Consider the following 18819-nt stretch of genomic DNA (forward strand, 5'->3'; position numbering starts at 1 on the left):
CCAAATCATCGCGTCCATCGGCAATTTACGCCGTCTTAACGTCGCAACGCCCTGAGAGTCTAGGCAAGATTGAATTAACTCAGGTTCTAACACATCTGCTAAGCAGGTGAATTCGGTTAGGCGGGTAATATGAGTACGGGCGAGTGCTTCTGAGAGTTGCATAAAAAAATCCGATGACATGAGGTCATCGGATTTTGATCTTTTCAGCGAGATCGTCAAGCGATCTGTCTTAACTGATCGGCATTACGCTAATGCGGGTCTTTTTATTGGAATATTTTATTAGAGGATGACAACCCACAGTCCTTAGATCTACTACACATCTTTAGTTATAGCTGTGCATCTATGAGCCATGACTCTCACTAATTTTATAACTCTTAATTTTATAGCTCTACTGCGCGGCGTAAACGGAAACTCCGTAAAGCCAAATACAATGCTCCCACTGCCGCCCAAATGAGCCCTAACTCTAATGATTGTGGTTCTAAGTTCACCCAAAGTACACCAATAGTACCCGCGCCACACAATGGCAAGACTAAGTATTGCAAATGTTCTCTAAGTGATTGATTACGCTGATCCCTCACATAAAACTGCACAATGACAGATAAATTCACGAAGGTAAAAGCGACTAAAGCACCAAAATTAACTAAGGCTAGCGCCATTTCTAAGTCAAATGAGACGGCAGATAGCGCAAGCGCGCCCACCAACAGAACATTAAATGCTGGGGTGCGCCACTTAGGGTGGATATAAGCAAACCCTTTACGTGGCAGCATATTATCCCGCCCCATCACATATAAAATCCGTGCAACGCCTGCATGGGCTGCCATACCCGAGGCTAATACCGCAACCGTGGTTGCCACTAAAACGATGGACTGGAATAGATTACCGCCAACGTAGAGTGCAATTTCAGGCAATACCGCATCAAGCTGTTGAAAGCGTGAGATATCTGGGAAATAAAGCTGCAAGAAATAGGATACACCAACAAAAATCACGCCACCGATCAAGGCTGTCAACACAATCGCGCGAGGAATAACACGTTGAGCATCCTTAGTTTCTTCGGTCAGCGAACTTAATCCATCAAAGCCGAGGAAGGAGAAACACAGAATCGTCGCCCCCGTGAATAATGGCGCCATCGCCATATTATCTGCATAAAATGGTCGTACGCTCGCAATCACACCCTCGCCTTCACCGAGGGAAATGCTATAGGCCATTAGACCAATAAACACCACAATAATGGCCAGCTGTGCAAACACTATCACCCCATTAAAGTTAGCGACCAGATCTATCCCCTTAAGATTAAGTAAGGTCATTATAGTCACAAGAGCGAAAATAAAGATCCAAGGTTCAACATTGGGGAACATAGCGGTTAAATAGATTTTTGCCAGTAACATATTGATCATCGGCATAAACATATAATCCAGCAGCGATGACCAGCCCACCATAAAACCGACGTTCGGACTAAAGGTTTTTTGAGCATAAGTGTAGGCTGAACCCGCATATGGATATTTACGCACTAAGTGACCATAACTGAACGCGGTAAATAAGATCCCAGCGAGTGCAAAAAGATAGGATGTAGCAACATGACCAGAGGTTATCTCGGAAACAATACCAAAGGTGTCAAAAACGGCCATTGGCGTGAGATAGGCAAGCCCCATTACCACCACTTGCCATAAGTTGAGGGTCTGCTTCAAACCCGGATTTTGTTGACTCATCAGCACACCCCCATTCTATAGGGATGAACACTTAACCATACATCTGCAATTGGTTTTTGCTTGTGAGTCACCATCAACACCTTAGGTTGAATAGCTAACGCAACTACTTGATTTACAGCAACGACCGAAAATTCGGTACACAACAACCTCATTGGTTTGTCCTCAGTAAAATAGGTTCAGCCGAACCTCATATCATTTCCGGATGTTTACCGGCCTCAATTGGTGTTAAACGCATATTCATAAATGAAAAATAACCGAGCCACTGAGTAGCTCGGTTATTTTTTCGGCGCGCATTCTCCCCCAAAACCAACAAGAAGACAACCCAATAAGGGGACTTTGCTGCCCAAAAGTACGGTGAGAGTGATTTAAATGGATATAAAGAAGTAAAAATGAAGTTTTCTTTTGATATCTTGCAGATGATAGTGGGTTTTGCTGACCTCAATTCCGTTTGGATTAACTGTGCAGCCTAACGGCCGAAAAGAACCTAAACCCAAATTTAGTTTGGATTTAGATTGTGGGCTTAACCCCACAACTTTGATTTTTTATTTAAAAATCAGCATGTGTAAATCGCAACCTGCATCTAAAACCTAGTTCGCGACAGCCAACAATAACCTAGCACGACGCTTAATCCCCAACATCGCTAGGCCGAAAAAGACCGCAAATAAGCCCCAGAGTTGTAGCCATTTGGGCATCACACTCGCCCAGCTTGCGCCCATTTGATTGAGTTCTAACATACCCATGATCGCGGGCACGGCGGGAATAAACTGCGAACCTAGCACTAAAGGCTCGGGAATGAGGGCTATCGGCCAGACAAAGCCGGACACGAATAGGATGGGCATAGAGATCAGCAGTAGCACTTGGGTGGGTAAATCGCGGCGGGTGAACAAGGTGCTCATGGCAACACCTGCGGCGGCGGTAGCCAGTAAAAACGGCAATAACCACAGCGCAACTAAACCAAGGCTCGCTTGAATACTCACGTTATACCAGTGATAACAATAGCCCACATAAAAGCTGGTAAAGAATATATAAATCAACATGAAAGCAAGAATACGACCACAGACTAATTGCACCGGTGACACCTGCTGCCAATACCCTTTATGCCGCCATTGCCCTGCCCCTAAAATGCCAGTACCTATGAGTAAGGTTTGGTGCAAAATCAGCAAGAACAATCCAGGTACCACATAAGGCGTATAACCTAGGCTCTGGTTAAAAGCAGGAACACTATTAAGATGAAGCGAGTTTAAACTCTCTTGGGCCTGCTTAGGATTTTGTCCTTGAGCAAGCATGCCAATCAATTGCACTTGTTTACCCGCATCCATTCCAGCGCTAACTAAGCCTTCAACAACCGCGGAATAAATCAAAAAGTAACTAGCATCACCGCCATAGCTTAGCGTCACACCTTTACCAAGCAATAAATCGCGGCGGAATCCTTCTGGGATCACGAGTAAGCCGTGGGCCTTACGCGTCTCAATAAAACGCTTCGCCTCAGTAATCGAACCGACTTGGCCTATGACTTGAATTTTTGCGCTGGCATCGGCATGACGGATCAATTGACGGCTTAGGGAAGAATGATCTAAGTCCACCACGATCAGTTGTTGCTCGGTCGGCACTTGATTCAAATAGGGCAAAGGATACAAAACCGAATAAAACAGTACACCGCCAAATAAGGTCACTGCGATCGCTTTATCGCTAATAATGGCCTTAAATTCAGTGAGGATCAGTCGCCACAGACTGAGCTGACGTGATGTGTTTGCGTGTTCGCTATTGGATAAATTCATCCTATTGCCCCTTCGCAGATATAGCTGCGTCCGAGTCATAAACCGTCACTGAAGCATTGGTGTTAACTGTGGTAGGCAGTAATTTACGCGACAGAAAATATATCAAAGGTATCAGACAGATAAAGCCCCAATAACTGGTGATTTGGCTCGCCACACTTGGCCAAGTAGCGCCATAACTCACGATACTAACATGGGACTCAATATAATGGCTCGATGGCATGATAAGTCGCCACCACTGGGCTAATTGCGGCATTTCGTGAGTCGGAAAAGTAATGCCCATAAAGGCAAACGCTGGCGCAAATAAAGCGGTACAAAAGCTGATGACCCGCGCACTGTCACGCATCACTACAAATATTAATAACACTAAGCTCCAGACTGCCAATAACATGACTAATTGCGCGAGCAATAATAGGGCTAAACTCCCCGCCATCGGCAGAGCAAGATACAAATACAGCCAAGCTAAAATAAAGCCGCCCTGCAGCATCAATATCGGCGTAAACAGCACCATTTTCGCCCACACCTTAGGCCAAAAACGTTCAGTTAAGATATTCGACATGCCATCGGCCTGAGTGGTAGGCGCTAAATGCAGCTCTCGATTTAAACTGTTTGCCATCACTAACATAGATAACAACTGCCACAGCGCAATCAGCACTGGCGGTACTAAGAAACCTATGTAGTTGTTATTTCGGTTAAACAGGGCTGTTGTTTGGCTTTTGACAGGGCTTAAATTCACTGCAACTTGGGATTTCGGTGTACCATTTGCGAGCTGCTTTAAACCCGCCACTTGCTGTAATCCGTCGCCTAAACTCAACTGAATTTGGCTTGAGAGTAACTTACCCACCAGCAAAAATTGACTGTTGTAGCGCACATCAATTGTAGGCTTATGGCCTGTAAGTAAATCCTTTTTCATATCATAGGGAAAAACCACAATAGCGTAGACTTTCGCCTGTTGCATCGCGCTTATCGCCGAGGATAAGTCGGTAAAACTTTGCGGATCGGTAACCGGATTTGCCTTAAGCTGACGGGTCAACATGCGGCTCAATTGACTATGATCTTGGTCAACAATCGCCACGGGCAGTTGCCTTGGCAGACCTGCACTGAACAACCACCATAAGCATAAAATCCCCAGTAGTGGAATATAACTTATCAGCGCTAACTGCCAAGGGTCATGCCATAGGGCACGCAGCTCACGGCGAACTAACGCTGTGAGCAACGCCATAAAGCTTATGCTTGATGGCTGTGATTCGCCCTTAATCTTGTCCGCCGCGTTGGCGTGAGGCGTACGTTCAGTCACGACTTTTACTCACTACGCAGCAGCACAGACATGCCGACACGCAGATCGGTAATCGGCTGGTTTGGACGCAATTCCACTTCAAAGGTTCGCATATCAAAATCATGGCCACTTTCGGTCGAACGCCAAGTGGCAAACTCACCCATCACACTGATATGGGACACAGTAAAATCCACATCCTGCCCGAGTGCCGGAATCGTTAATTGAATTGTTTGACCTTTTTTGAAACGTTTAAGTTGGTCTTCTCGCACTTGGAACACGGCCCAAGCATCCTGCATATCAATCAAACTAACAATCGGAAAACCACTGGGTGCCAATTCACCCGCCTGTAACAGCACGTCGCTGATCTCACCCGATTTAGGTGCGCGCATTTGGCTATCTTCCATAATGGCGCTAACTTCTTTCACTGCACCTTCAGCCTTACGGGCATTACCTGCAGCAGCCACTTTGGTTTCCGTCCGCGCACCTTCCTCGGCCATTTGGTACATGGCTAAGGCCGCTTGTTCTGTGTATTTTGCCGCTTGCCATTGAGTAAAGGCTTCATCGCGTTTTTGTCTTGCCGCCACACCTTCGTTAAATAAGTTTTCGACTCGGGTATAGGTGGTTTTAGCGAGCGTTGCCGCCGCCTGCGCCTTGAGCCATTGCTCCTTGGCTGCCATCACTTCTTGACTGCGAGCACCGTTGTTGGCTTCAAGCTGCATCGCCTTAGCGGCATCACGGCCACCTTCGGCCTGCATTAACTTTGCATCTAGCTCAGGACTGCGAATCGCGAATAATAAATCCCCTTGGGCCACACTATCACCGCGGCGCACGAGCACTTGCTCGACTCTGCCTGGCACCTTGGACGAAACATTGTACTCACGGGCTTCAATCTGGCCCTGCAACAAACTCGGCTGCGGGCTATAAGCGAGCTTAAGTCCATAGGCTAAGATAAGGCCTAATGCGACCAACGCCACAAGGGCAAGTATTCTGTTAGCGCGCATTGTTTGTCTCCTGCACTTGGGTAGGGGCTGTGGTACGACCGATAAATTCATCTAGTTGACCACTAATGGCCATTAATCTGGCATAGGCTTGCACGTAACGATAACGGGCAGCCAATTGCTGAGTTTTCACTGCGCTCAGTTTCAGTTCCGCATCGACTCTGTCGATAGAGGTTGAAAGCCCTTGATTAAAGGCGATGTCACGTAGGCGCAGGTTTTCAATAGCAAGTTCGAGCGAAGTATCGAGCGCCGTCACTTCTTCCTCGGCCTGTAATAATTGGCGATAGCTTTGATCCACCAGCAGGCTCAAGTCTTGTTTAGTTTGTGCCTTGGTATAACGAGCTTGTAAGAGTGCACTTTTCGCCGCTTCGACCTTACCGCTACGACCATCGCGACTGATCAGTGGCACATTGACCCCAACCCCAACCATCCAGTCAGGTGTGATGCTCGTCAAGAGTGTGTCTTCTTCATACAAGGTGTAGTTACCGAAGAGGAAAACCGTTGGATGGTATTTACCTTTTTCCAACGCTATTAAACCGTTTGCTTGCGTTTCTTTCGCTTCGAGCAATTTGAGCGCCGGATGTTGGCTCAGGGTAATTTGGCTGAGTTGAGCGAATGAAGGAGCCTGAGGCAATACAAATAAGGGAGAATTTGTGCTCACCTGACTTTGCTGTAGCATACGAGCCAGCGCGATCACTGCCATTTCGTGTTGCCGACGAGCACTGCCTAAATTGACTTTAGCATTGTCTAGGGCGACCTGCGCATTGAGGCGCTCAACCTTCGCAATTTGCCCTTCGCGCTCTAGTGCTAAAGCATGATCAACATGCTTAGCTAACGAGCCAACCAGATCGGTCTGAGTATTCACCAATGCCAACGTCACATCGACAGCGTAATATCTATCCACCAGCAGGGTAAATAAATCACGAGTAGCCAATTGTAATTCTTGTTGCTTCTCGGCCACCATAGCCGCGTGTATACCTTGAGCCGCAGTGATTTGTCCGCCCGTATAAATCGGCCACATTGCCTGTAAGCTGGCGCTAAAAATATCTTGTTCACTTAAGGGCAGCGGCGGAATACCCGCAATAATGCCGCCAAGCGATGGCGGGATAGAAATCACAGAATTTAATTCTTTCAGATCAAACTCTATCGGTTTATCCAAATGAATATAGTTACCGCGAATGTCTAATGAGGGCAAATTTAAGCTCTCGCCCGCCTCTTGTTCACCCTTAGCGCGGTTAACTTCCTGCGATTGCGCTTGCAACTTGTCGCTCATCTTCAGCACTTGCTGCCAAGCATCAGTAAAGCTAATCGGCTGAGCATAGCCAGCCGAAGGCAATGATAATAGGCACAGCCATACCACACGTGATAGTTTCATTAACACCTCTAGAGTAGTTACTCTAATTTCCTTTGCGAATGATAACATTCATGATGGGTAGCGACTAGAACCCATAGACGTAAGGTTCTAGGTTTTATGCTGTTCCGCCCACTGTGAGCTTATCGAGTTTTAGGGTCGGTTGACCCACACCCACAGGCACACTTTGACCGTCTTTACCGCAAACGCCCACACCTTGATCTAAAGCCATATCGTTACCGACCATAGAAATCTGGCTCATAGCCTCAGGGCCATTACCGATTAAAGTGGCCCCCTTAATGGCTTGAGTAACTTCACCATTTTCAATCAAATAAGCTTCAGATGCTGAGAACACAAACTTACCCGAAGTAATATCGACTTGGCCACCACCAAAATTAGGGGCATAAATGCCTTTCTTCACCGATTTGATAATCTCACTGGGATCAGACTCTCCGGCCGTCATATAAGTATTGGTCATACGTGGCATAGGCAAATGCGCGTAGGATTCGCGGCGACCATTACCCGTTGGCGCAACACCCATTAAGCGAGCATTGAGTTTGTCTTGGATATAACCCTTTAAAATACCGTCTTCAATCAATACCGTTCTTTGGGTTTGTACACCTTCATCGTCGATACTCAGTGAACCACGACGATTGGGCAAGGTGCCATCGTCGACCACAGTCACTAACTTAGACGCAACTTGCTGACCAACCTTGCCGCTAAAGGCACTGCTGCCCTTACGGTTAAAGTCACCTTCCAAACCATGTCCAACCGCTTCGTGGAGCAATACACCGGGCCAGCCATTACCTAACACCACAGGCATTTCACCCGCTGGTGCATCGATGGCGTTAAGGTTAACTTGCGCTTGACGCACGGCTTCGCGGGCAAAGGCGAAACACATAGGTAAACCTGTGTCATCGCTTGCCATTAACACGCCGTAGTCATGACGACCACCACCACCGGCGCCACCACGTTCACGTTTACCGTTTTCTTCCAAAATCACGCTGCAATTAAAACGAACCAGAGGACGGATATCGGCCGCAAGAGTGCCATCACTCGCAGCAACGAGGATTTCTTCGTGCACACCAGCAAGGCTAACCACCACTTGAATAATCCGGCTATCTAGACTGCGAATAAAAGCATCGGCTTCTTTCAGCAGGTTGATTTTTTTGACTTCTTCCATCGCCGCAATCGGATCTAAGCTGTCGTATAACGCCAATGCTTTTTGACGTTTAAAGGCTTGTACCTGAGTCTGCTCACCCGCACTAGCAATGCCACGGGCAGCCTGTACTGCAGCGCTTAAGGCGGCAGGAGTGATGTCGTCGGCATAGGCAAAACCCGTTTTCTCACCGCTGATGGCCCGCACGCCTACACCGCGTTCAATATGGAAACTACCGTCTTTGATGATGCCGTCTTCCAGCACCCAAGATTCGTGGCGACTACCTTGAAAATAGAGATCGGAATAATCGATTTTGTGCTGATGTATGGTGTTTAGATAGGTTTGCAGGCCCTCTAACGCTAACCCATTCTTCAATAAACTTTGCTCTACTTGTGCTAAAAATGGCATCTATGCTCTCTTTGACCCAAAGGGATCTTGATATTCTGAGTGTAAATTCGGTGTACTAATTCTATGTGTTAATGCTGCATATCGACTCAAACGCAAATTCAGCATTTCAACTCATCTGCTGGCTATTGGCGCATTATTTCAAGCTTGGTTCAAGGAAACGATTATGCTGCATGACGGGCATTTTACTGCGAATACTGTGCAGTTCGGTTAAGTCGACCTCAGCCTGTACCCAACCCGTACCGGTTTTAAGTTCAGCCAAAATATTCCCCCAAGGACCGACTATCATGCTCTGCCCCCAAGTTTCACGGCTGCCTTCGTTATGCTGTCCCCACTGAGCTGCAGCAAGAATAACGCATTGGGTTTCAATCGCTCTTGCCTGTAACAATACCTGCCAATGGGCTTTCCCCGTCACCTTGGTGAAGGCAGAAGGAACAGCAATAATCTCGGCACCCGCAAGGCGCATCGCCCTAAACAAGTCAGGAAAGCGTAAATCATAACAGATGGTTAAGCCAATTTTGCCAAAAGGTGTATCGATAACACTAATGTGATCACCGGGGCAGAAGGTTTCGCTCTCGCGATATTGTTTTGTACCATCGGCAACATCCACATCAAAAAGGTGCAGTTTATCGTAATGCCCTAAAGTATCACCTTTATCATCAAACAGATAACTGCGACTATAGACACGATCATCCTCAGCCAACGCCGGAATAGTCCCCGCGACCATAAACACCCGATACTTGGCGGCCAGTGCACTTAACGCCGATTTGAGCGGACTCTGATGAACATCGCCCGCATAGGCAAGTTGCTGACTTTCATGGCCACCAAACAGTAAACTGCATTCGGGTAACACGACTAAATGGGGCGCATCGACATCCCGTTTGAGTTCGTTAAGCTGCGATTCGATAAACTGTAGATTGGCGCTGACGTCGCGACTGCTCTGACATTGCAACAGGCTGATGTGCATTCTGATCTCCCTGAATTTGCTTAATCGATTCTACTGCTGGCTGATTCTCTGGTGTGGCAGGCGTGTTCGGCACTTCAGGCGAAGGCGTCGCTTGAGGTTGCTCCCGCTTTAAATCGAGCGCTTTAATTTGATCTGTTGCTGGCTTTAGCTCTTCTGACTTTGATTCTTCAGATCTGGCCTCTTCAGGCTTAACGTCTTGTGGCTCGAGCGCTTCTGGTTGTGTTGCTTGAAACTGTGGCTCAGATTTAGTGTTGCTTGGTTTGACTTCAGTTGACTGAGCTTCAGTTAATTTAGTTTCAGTTGGCTTAGCTTCTGTTAATTGAGCCTCGGTCGATTTAGTCTCTACCGGCTGAGTGATATCGGCGTTATGACTCGCGGCTTCGGTCGACACCGCTGGGCGCTCAACTCCAACCACAGGTAAAATAGATTCTGGAATTTCAATCTCTTTACTCTTACGCTCTAACTCTTCGACCACAGGCTCTGCCATAGTCCCTGTCACCCGAAAACGAATTTCTGAAATCACTTCAATCACAGGCTCAAGCACTTTTGTCAGGGCAAAGGCCCCCAGACCCAGTGTCCAAGCGCTGGTACTTAGCAATACGACAGTCGGCACACTTGAGGCCAATTGCGGCACAAAGCGGATATCGTAATTCAAACTTTCAGTGGTGAGATCCGTATAGCCACGCACCTTCATATTACCCGCGATGGCATCCATTTCAGTGTCTGTGGTTTTCACCACGCCATTATCAATCTGCAGATTGCCATTGAAAGAGTTGAAATACATGCCCTGACCGAAGACATCGGTGAAATCCAGCGACAGTTTACGCACCAGAGAATCTAAACTGAACAGGGAGAAAATCCGCGCGCCCTTGTCACTCACCTGAGATAAGTGGCCTTTGCCTAAGTTGAATTTCACCTTGCCATTTAAGGTTTCGAGGGAGAAGGCATAGGGAGCACCTTGCCAAGATAAGTCCGCATTAACCTTCAAGGGGGCTTCATTAACGCCAGGCTCTATACCCAATTGAGCAGACAGATAACTAAACTGAGTGGCATTTAACTCAACACTGAGATCAGTTTTATTCTGTCCAGCCTGTTGCTGCCAAATGCCACTGCCCTGCAAATTGACATTGGGCGTAGTCAAAGACAATGTTTGAATTTTATATCCTGCCGCTTGTGGGCTCGCCTGCAAAACGAGCTTTCCAAAGGATTTATCGAAGAAACGAAAATCTTCCACATTCACTGCAACTGGCGGCAAGTTAGTGAGCACTTGATCACTGGCAAAATCGGCATCCGTGTTCGGCTTTAACTCAGGTGAAAAATAGAATTTATTCGCCACAACTTTGAGACCTTGAGTTTTCCAATTTGGATAGAAATCGATCCAACCGTCAAATTCGTTGGCAACGGTATTAAAACGCCATCCCGTCTCGTTAGGCTTAGCATTAAGCCTAAGCTCCGTCAGTTCTTGCCCTAAAAGATCGAGCCGACCGATATGAGAATCGATACTCGCCACCGCGGGAAATAAACTTTTATGTGGAATATCATCAACTAAAATGCCCGTTTTCGGTATTTTCTCTTGACCAACAAAGGCATTAATCACAGGTAACCATTCGGCTAATTTGGCCTTACCGAGATCGATTTGAATATGACCTTGTTTCGTATTTCTGGCTTCATCCTCACCAAATAAACGCCCCAATAACAAGTCAAAATAACTAAAATTTGCGCCTTTATCGGCATCGAAACCACCGATAAACTCGGCATGACTGGCAAGTTTGACATCGAGCGTCGCATCATCTTGATCGCCAACAAACTCAGCGACTAAAGGTCGTGGTTCATTTTCGGGTTTAGCAAAGTATCCTGGGAGTAACAGTTGCGTCCCCAGCATATCCGAAGTTACTTTGGCTTGGATTTGATAACCTTGCTCAGTAAATAGCATAGTCATAGCACCGTCCCAACTGATTTTTCCCTGATAAAAATCACTCAAGGGATTGTGCAATTCATCGGGGAGACGGCTGAGCTCCCAACGACTTTTCAGCGAAAGATTAAGGCCAAAATCTTTACCTTTAGGCTGAGTGTCGAAAGTTAAACTGAGCGGTTGTTCGAACAAGCGCGCTTTAATGCCTTTTCCTGTCACAACCTCATTCGCAAAGTCGACTACACCAGTCACGCCATGAAGTTGAAGCCCTGGCTGAGCAATATATACAGGCGTATTATCAAAACGGATTTGACCACGAATATCTTCAGCTTCACCTTCATACAGTGGAATGCTGATGTCTAAAGTGCCAGTGACAGCACCTTGTACTTGCACAACATCTAAGGTTTTGCCTACTGAGTTCGCCAAAGGTGAGGCTTGTAACACCTTAGTCGCCGCACTGCCTTGAGTAGCCAGTTCGGCTTCAATCCTTAGCAGCGTCTGTTCACCAATAGCGGGAATAAATACATGGGCACCTGTGGCATCCACATTCATCAGCTTGCCTTGGTTTAACCAAAGATCCATACGGGTATTTTCAAACAAAGCGTTAAGGGACAGATCTGTGACCGCAGGCCAGTCGGGTTGAAACTGAAATTTAGCATCTGTTAAGGTAAATGCTGCCTGAAACACGCCGCTATTATCATCGAAGGGAAACCCACTTAACGGACCACGCCAAACAACTTGCGCATCTTGGGTCTGACCCGCTTTAAGCCCAGTATCCAAATACTCTGCCAGTGATTCACCCATCGCCTTATTGGGGAAATACTTGTCGGCATTAGCCACATTGTTGATACGAACATTGGCCGCCAGCGCCATGTGCGCAGCACCGCTAAAGTCCAAATTCAATGCCGCATCAACACCGATATCTTCGTTTTCAAGCTGCAACTGAGGCACATTTAAACTCAGATGTTCAGTATTGAACTGACCATCAATTGGCGCCCCATTGAACACTAATGGCGCCGAAAATTCATCACCAAAATCGAGGGTGTACACTTGTTCAGGTAGAGAGAAATACAGCGTCTTATCTTGCCAGCGAAGGTTCACATCTACAGGATGAGTATTGGGAATACCCTCGACCTTCTGCCAATGCAACTGCTTCACTTCGGTACTGGCGAGCAAAGGCTGGTCGGCTTTTTGATACAGGCGGATTGGTCCAATATTAGCCTCAGGAGCTAACGCATGCCATTGACGTAATACGGCTCTATCGACTCCAGGAAATAGCGGCAGCAGCGGCAATAGACTCTGAGTATTAACTTGATTCACATAGGCAAATAATTCATCGTTTTGACGCTTCGCGGCCAGCGTTAATGCCGGCCAATGCTCACCATTGGTGACAAAATCCAGTCCTGAACTTTGCACTTCCCAACCCGTCGCCTTTGGCTGCCAAACAATGTCGCCCGCTTGAATTTCAAATCTCTGCGGCTCTTGCTTTAATGTCCATTGCAGCCAGCTTGGCTCAAAATGAACCATAGCAGAACTGATGCTGCGGTCGGCAAACGTAAGCCAAGCCTTAAGATTGACAACCCCTTCTAAGGGTAACTTTTGAGTGGAATCATAGGGATTAGGTTGACGTGAAGCCCATTCACCTAAGTCTAAAGAGTTAGCCGCCAAATAAATCTGCCCAGTCAAACTGTCGGGATTTGCACCATCGCCCTTGATATCTAACTGTAATCCGAGAGATTCATGCTCAGAGGCATGACTATCAAGATACAACTCTCCCGCACCGCGGTGACGTTCCCCCTGATTGCGCCAGTTCAAATGACGGATATGGATCGGGCGAAACTCTTGGTGCATGCTCAGCAATTGCACTGTGGCATTGGTTAAGGAGAATCTATCGAGTTGTTTGAGTAACAGGGCATAAAGCCAATCGAGTTGCGGGGCTTTATTAATTGTAGCGGGATCGTTCTCGGTAAGCTTATCCATGTCTAAAGCGACATGGACACCCTCAAAATTGACATCTTCGATTCGCGGGGTGAGCGTGAGCAGCGATTGCCAAAAATCTAACTTCACTTGTACGTTCTTGATCATCAAGGTCACAGGCAGTTGTTCCTGTGGCGGGATCACTAAGTCATCGATGTTAAGTGCAGGACCAAATGCCTGCCAATGGGCGGATAACTCCCCCACTTGCACATCGACTTTATATTCGCTTTTTACGTAATTCACCAGTTGCTGGCGAACTTCATCAACCTGCGGTAATAAACCACGGATCAAACTGACGGCAAGCGCAAACAAGACCAAAATAAGCGCCAGAAATTGCCAACAAAAACGGCTAAATTTTTTTGCAGTAAAAAGCGTAGCCACTACATCATCACCACATCGTATTTGTGCTGTGAGTACATAGGCTCATTTTGCAAACGGATGCGCTTACCTATGTAAACCTCAAGTTCAGCAATAAGATGATTATCATCGGTATGCAGACTTTGATACACGGCAGGCGAACAATACAACAGGAACTCATCAGCATCGTAGGCACGGTTTAAACGGATTATTTCGCGAAAGACCTCATAGGAAACCGTCTCGACTGTCTTCATGCTCCCCGTGCCATGGCAGGCCGGACATTCGCCGCAGACGACATGCTCTAAACTTTCTCGGGTACGCTTACGGGTCATTTCGACTAGACCTAACCCCGAAAAACCACTCACATTGGTTTTCACCCTATCCTTAGACAAAGCGCTGGTTAAGCTACTAAGAACACGAGCCTTATGATCCGCCGTCATCATGTCGATAAAATCGATAATAATGATGCCGCCGAGATTACGCAGACGTAACTGCCTCGCTATCGCTTGGGTCGCTTCGAGGTTGGTATTAAAAATGGTTTCTTCAAGATTCCTGTGCCCCACAAAGGCGCCGGTATTGATATCCACAGTCGTCATGGCTTCGGTTTGATCTATGATCAAATAGCCACCAGACTTGAGCTCGACTTTACGGCCGAGTGCACGTTGAATTTCGTTCTCCACATCGTAGAGATCAAAAATAGGCGCAGGTCCTGAATAATGCTCAATCTTATCGGCAATCTCTGGCATAAACTCCTGCGCAAAAGACTGCAACTCGGCAAAAGTGCGGCGAGAATCCACTTGAATACGGTCCAGCTCAGTACCGACAAAATCACGCACAATGCGCACAGGTAAGGCTAAATCTTGATACAGGAGCGACACACCACTGCGTTTACGTCGCTCACTCACCTTTGACCAAACTCGGCGTAAAAATGCCGCATCTTGGGATAACTCATCTTCCCCTACGCCTTCGGCGGCGGTGCGGATAATAAAACCACCGTCATCATCAACATAGGGCAAAGTAATTTGTTTGAGGCGACTGCGTTCTTCTTCTAGTTCAATACGCTGGGAAACACCAACATGGCTAGAACCTGGCATAAAGACTAAATAACGGGAAGGCAGCGTGATATCGGTCGTTAGGCGTGCGCCCTTGGTGCCCAGCGGATCTTTAACCACTTGCACCATAATGTCTTGCCCTTGACGGACTAACTCGGCGATATCACGAACAACGAAATGGCCTTTCTCAACATCGGCGACACACTCAGTGTGCGGTACTATGTCGGACGCATGTAAAAAAGCCGCTTTATCTAAGCCAATATCGACAAAGGCGGCTTGCATACCGGGTAACACACGGCTGATTTTACCTTTGTAAATATTCCCCACTAAACCCCGTTTCATCCGGCGTTCAATATGGACTTCTTGCAGCACACCATGCTCAACTAAAGCAACGCGCGCCTCAGATGGAGTTACGTTGATCAGTAATTCTGAACCCATCTTGCGCTGTATTTTATTTGGATTTAAGCGACTGGTATTCACGACTCACCCCATTCGGGAAACTAGATTAATTAATCGAAGTTACAAACTCTCTAAGCATGAAAACCGAATAAAGGAACAAGGTCAACGTCATTGGAGTACTCGATTCAGAGCCCTAAACGCCAATAAGGTTCATTCTAACCTCAAGCCAAAATCGCAATATAAGCAACCAGCAGCAGTTAAATAAAGCCAACTTCGGCTAACAACTCACGCGTTTCAACCAGAGGTAAACCTACAACGCCAGAATAACTGCCTTCAATTGCAGCCACAAAACACCCGCCGAGCCCTTGAATGCCATAACTGCCCGCCTTATCCATGGGCTCTTTTGAAGCCACATAAGCCTCAATGTCAGCTGCCGATAAAGCGCAAAAACGCACTTGTGTTTCGACTAAGCGCACTGAAGTTTTTAAGGTTGAGTCAGACTCGCCTGCTTTGTAGGTCAGTGCCACAGCCGTCATCACAGTATGCGTTCGGCCAGACAGTTTACTGAGCGTTTGCTTAGCATCGGCCACATCCAGCGGTTTACCTAATATTTGATTTTCAAGCACTACGATAGTATCAGAACCTAATACAGCAGGCTGTGACATATCTGCGCATAATGCCAGTCCAGCTTGGGCTTTTTCAGCAGCTAAACGTCGTACATAATCCCTTGGCGCTTCGCCCTGTTGCACAGTTTCATCAATATCCGGTGCCACTTGCGTGAAACTAAACTCAGGACGACCGAATCCAATCTGTGCCAATAATTCTTTGCGACGTGGCGAAGTTGAAGCTAAAACTAAATCCACAGTTAACGAACCTTATAATGACGTCGAACCCGACGTAAAATCCAAAATATCCAAGGCCAGATCACTAATCCTGAAATCGCAGGTAAAAATAGATCCGTTTTGAAAACAGCCTCTTGCATCACAAATTCAACCCAGTAAATCACTAAGTGATAAATACAAATCAGTAGCATGATCACTAACGACTGCTGCCATTGAGGGAAGTTTCGCAAACGCTGGCAATGCAAGATAGCGATATAAATAACCAAAGACATGGCTAAAGAGCGCACACCTAAGGTGGCTCCCAATAAAATATCTAATACTAGGCCTAAAACCCATGCGGTTAAGATGTTGTATCTGTGGGGTAATGCGATAGACCAATAGAGAACAATCATTAATAGCCAGTCTGGACGCCAAGCATCAATAGCACTTGGCAAAGGCATGATCTGGCTGATCACGCCAATAAATAATGTCACCCAAACAATAAAGCGCCCATTGGCGGCCTGAAAACTCATTAATGCACCTCAGCCACAGGAGGAGTGGTTTCCGTTGACGGTTTGGTCGCAGGCGCGGTCACAGGTTTAGAAGCCTCTGCTGGCGTGACACTTCCGCCAGCAGGAACAGCGCTATCTGCTTTTGGTACATTATCGCTCGATGAATGATCCGCAGCAGGCACGGTAGGCTGACTCGGTAAAGTCACACCAGAATCGGGGGATGGCCAAATCAACAATAAATAACGAATACGATCTAAAGCCGCTAAAGGCTGGGCGGTAACTCGAGCGTAACTTTGACCATCTTCAGTCAACACTTCCATTACCCGCGCGACCGGATAACCTTCCGGGAAACGATTCCCTAAACCTGAGGTGACCAGCAAATCGCCGACACGAATGTCGGTACTCTTGGCCACATGGCGCAGCTCTATTTCATCTAACTCACCCGTACCATTGGCAACAAGGCGCACATCATTACGGGTGATACGCACAGGTAATCCGTGTGATACATCGGAGAGCAATAGCACCCTACTGGTCATTTCACTGACTTGTACCACTTGGCCAACAACCCCTTGGGCGTCGACCACAGGCTGCCCAACAAATACACCACTGCGTGAACCATGGTTTAACACCGCATAGTGATGGAAAGGATCGCTAGCAACCTCCAATACTTCAGCCACCATTTTGCGCGAATCAAGGTAGGCTGGTGAGCCCAACAGTGCGCGTAAACGTTCATTTTCTTGGCGTAAGTGTTCGAAACGCTGTAAGCGTTCACTCATCAGCAATTGCTGCCTGAGCAGCTCTTTATTCTGCAACGCTAACATATTGCGGGTGGCAAAACTTTCAGACGACCAGTCAAGCGCAACACCGGGCACGCTCGCTAAGTACTGCAATGGACTAAAAAAAGAGGATAACGATTGCCGTACAGGATCGAGGCGATGATTAGCCACGAGCAAAGCCACCGACAAAATAATTGCCAGTGTCAGACGGAATTGGTTTGAAATACCACGAACAAAAATTGGCTTCATAGGAAAGCTAAGGCGGTGATTAACCGCCCCATACCGAAGTTAAATTAGGTTTCTTCGGAGAACAGATCGCCGCCGTGCATATCAATCATTTCGAGGGCTTTACCACCGCCACGTGCTACGCAGGTCAATGGATCGTCCGCCACCATTACAGGAATTCCGGTTTCTTGCATTAATAAACGGTCTAAATCACGCAATAAAGCGCCGCCGCCAGTTAACACCATACCGCGCTCAGAAATATCTGAAGCTAATTCTGGTGGAGATTGTTCTAACGCCACCATCACAGCACTTACGATGCCAGATAATGGCTCTTGTAAGGCTTCTAAAATTTCATTGCTGTTCAGTGTAAAGCTACGAGGTACACCTTCTGCCAAATTACGGCCGCGGACTTCGATCTCTAGCACTTCATCGCCAGGATAAGCAGTGCCGATAGTGTGCTTGATACGCTCAGCCGTGGCTTCACCAATCAAGCTCCCGTAATTACGGCGGACATAGTTGATAATCGCATCATCAAACTTATCACCGCCGATACGTACCGAAGACGAATACACTACACCATTAAGTGAAATAATCGCGACTTCAGTGGTACCACCACCGATATCCACCACCATAGAGCCGGTCGCTTCAGATACGGGTAAACCCGCACCAATCGCAGCTGCCATTGGTTCTTCAATTAAATACACTTCGCGAGCACCAGCGCCCATGGCTGATTCACGAATAGCACGGCGTTCTACTTGAGTGGCACCAACGGGCACACACACAAGCACGCGTGGACTTGGACGAAAAAAGCTATTGTTGTGCACTTGTTTAATAAAGTGCTGCAACATTTTCTCCGTCACATAAAAATCTGCAATAACACCGTCCTTCATTGGGCGGATAGCTTGGATATTGCCAGGCGTTCTGCCTAGCATTTGTTTAGCTTCTGTGCCGACCGCGGCAACAGATTTCTGACCGGAGCCACTACGCTCACCACGTATAGCAACAACAGAAGGCTCATTGAGGACTATGCCTTCGCCACGAACATAAATTAATGTGTTAGCTGTACCCAAATCGATCGATAGATCATTAGAAAAAATGCCGCGTAGCTTCTTAAACATGTAACTAGCCTGTATTCTGTGGAGTCAGAAGAA

Annotated in this window: 14 protein-coding genes; all 14 read right to left on the reverse strand. The window is 47.1% G+C overall.

Features of this window, described 5'->3' with window-relative positions; genetic code table 11:
- On the reverse strand, window positions 1–180 hold a 180-nt coding region (locus L5L98_RS17110), incomplete at its 3' end, for a transposase domain-containing protein (protein ID WP_263142523.1).
- 200 nt (window positions 181–380) lie between these two features.
- A complete protein-coding gene (locus L5L98_RS17115) occupies window positions 381–1706 on the reverse strand; it encodes an APC family permease (protein WP_263142524.1) in 1326 nt (441 codons plus the stop codon).
- Between the two features lie 587 nt (window positions 1707–2293).
- A complete protein-coding gene (locus L5L98_RS17120) occupies window positions 2294–3484 on the reverse strand; it encodes an ABC transporter permease (protein ID WP_263142525.1) in 1191 nt (396 codons plus the stop codon).
- A 1-nt stretch (window position 3485) separates the two neighbouring features.
- Entirely contained in the window at window positions 3486–4703 is a 1218-nt protein-coding gene (locus L5L98_RS17125; RefSeq protein ID WP_263142616.1) for an ABC transporter permease, read from the reverse strand.
- 80 nt (window positions 4704–4783) lie between these two features.
- Window positions 4784–5758: an HlyD family secretion protein gene (locus tag L5L98_RS17130; protein ID WP_107402716.1), complete on the reverse strand. Its 975-nt coding sequence runs from the start codon at window positions 5756–5758 to the stop codon at window positions 4784–4786.
- Window positions 5748–7130, reverse strand: a complete 1383-nt coding sequence (locus L5L98_RS17135) for a TolC family protein (protein WP_263142526.1) — start codon at window positions 7128–7130, stop codon at window positions 5748–5750. The genes L5L98_RS17130 and L5L98_RS17135 overlap by 11 nt, the downstream gene beginning before the upstream one ends.
- A gap of 94 nt (window positions 7131–7224) precedes the next feature.
- Window positions 7225–8673: a metalloprotease TldD gene (gene tldD, locus L5L98_RS17140; protein ID WP_105251291.1), complete on the reverse strand. Its 1449-nt coding sequence runs from the start codon at window positions 8671–8673 to the stop codon at window positions 7225–7227.
- Between the two features lie 133 nt (window positions 8674–8806).
- The gene (locus tag L5L98_RS17145) at window positions 8807–9637 is read right to left on the reverse strand and encodes a carbon-nitrogen hydrolase family protein (RefSeq protein ID WP_173496454.1); all 831 of its coding nucleotides are present in this window, start codon (window positions 9635–9637) and stop codon (window positions 8807–8809) included.
- Window positions 9561–13907, reverse strand: coding sequence for a YhdP family protein (locus tag L5L98_RS17150; protein ID WP_263142529.1), 4347 nt, complete (start codon window positions 13905–13907; stop codon window positions 9561–9563). Before L5L98_RS17150 ends, L5L98_RS17145 begins: the two co-directional genes overlap by 77 nt.
- A complete protein-coding gene (rng, locus tag L5L98_RS17155; protein ID WP_168825804.1) occupies window positions 13907–15373 on the reverse strand; it encodes a ribonuclease G in 1467 nt (488 codons plus the stop codon). Before rng ends, L5L98_RS17150 begins: the two co-directional genes overlap by 1 nt.
- A gap of 218 nt (window positions 15374–15591) precedes the next feature.
- Complete coding sequence (locus L5L98_RS17160; protein WP_173247158.1) at window positions 15592–16197, reverse strand: Maf family protein; 606 nt, start codon at window positions 16195–16197, stop codon at window positions 15592–15594.
- A 2-nt stretch (window positions 16198–16199) separates the two neighbouring features.
- The gene (gene mreD / locus L5L98_RS17165; protein WP_173247160.1) at window positions 16200–16688 is read right to left on the reverse strand and encodes a rod shape-determining protein MreD; all 489 of its coding nucleotides are present in this window, start codon (window positions 16686–16688) and stop codon (window positions 16200–16202) included.
- A complete protein-coding gene (mreC, locus tag L5L98_RS17170; RefSeq protein WP_173247163.1) occupies window positions 16688–17692 on the reverse strand; it encodes a rod shape-determining protein MreC in 1005 nt (334 codons plus the stop codon). The genes mreD and mreC overlap by 1 nt, the downstream gene beginning before the upstream one ends.
- Before the next feature lie 44 nt (window positions 17693–17736).
- Complete coding sequence (locus L5L98_RS17175; protein WP_105251284.1) at window positions 17737–18786, reverse strand: rod shape-determining protein; 1050 nt, start codon at window positions 18784–18786, stop codon at window positions 17737–17739.
- Between the last annotated feature and the right edge of the window lie 33 nt (window positions 18787–18819).

This window comes from Shewanella sp. SM23 (assembly GCF_025654295.1).
Lineage (GTDB): Bacteria > Pseudomonadota > Gammaproteobacteria > Enterobacterales > Shewanellaceae > Shewanella > Shewanella oncorhynchi.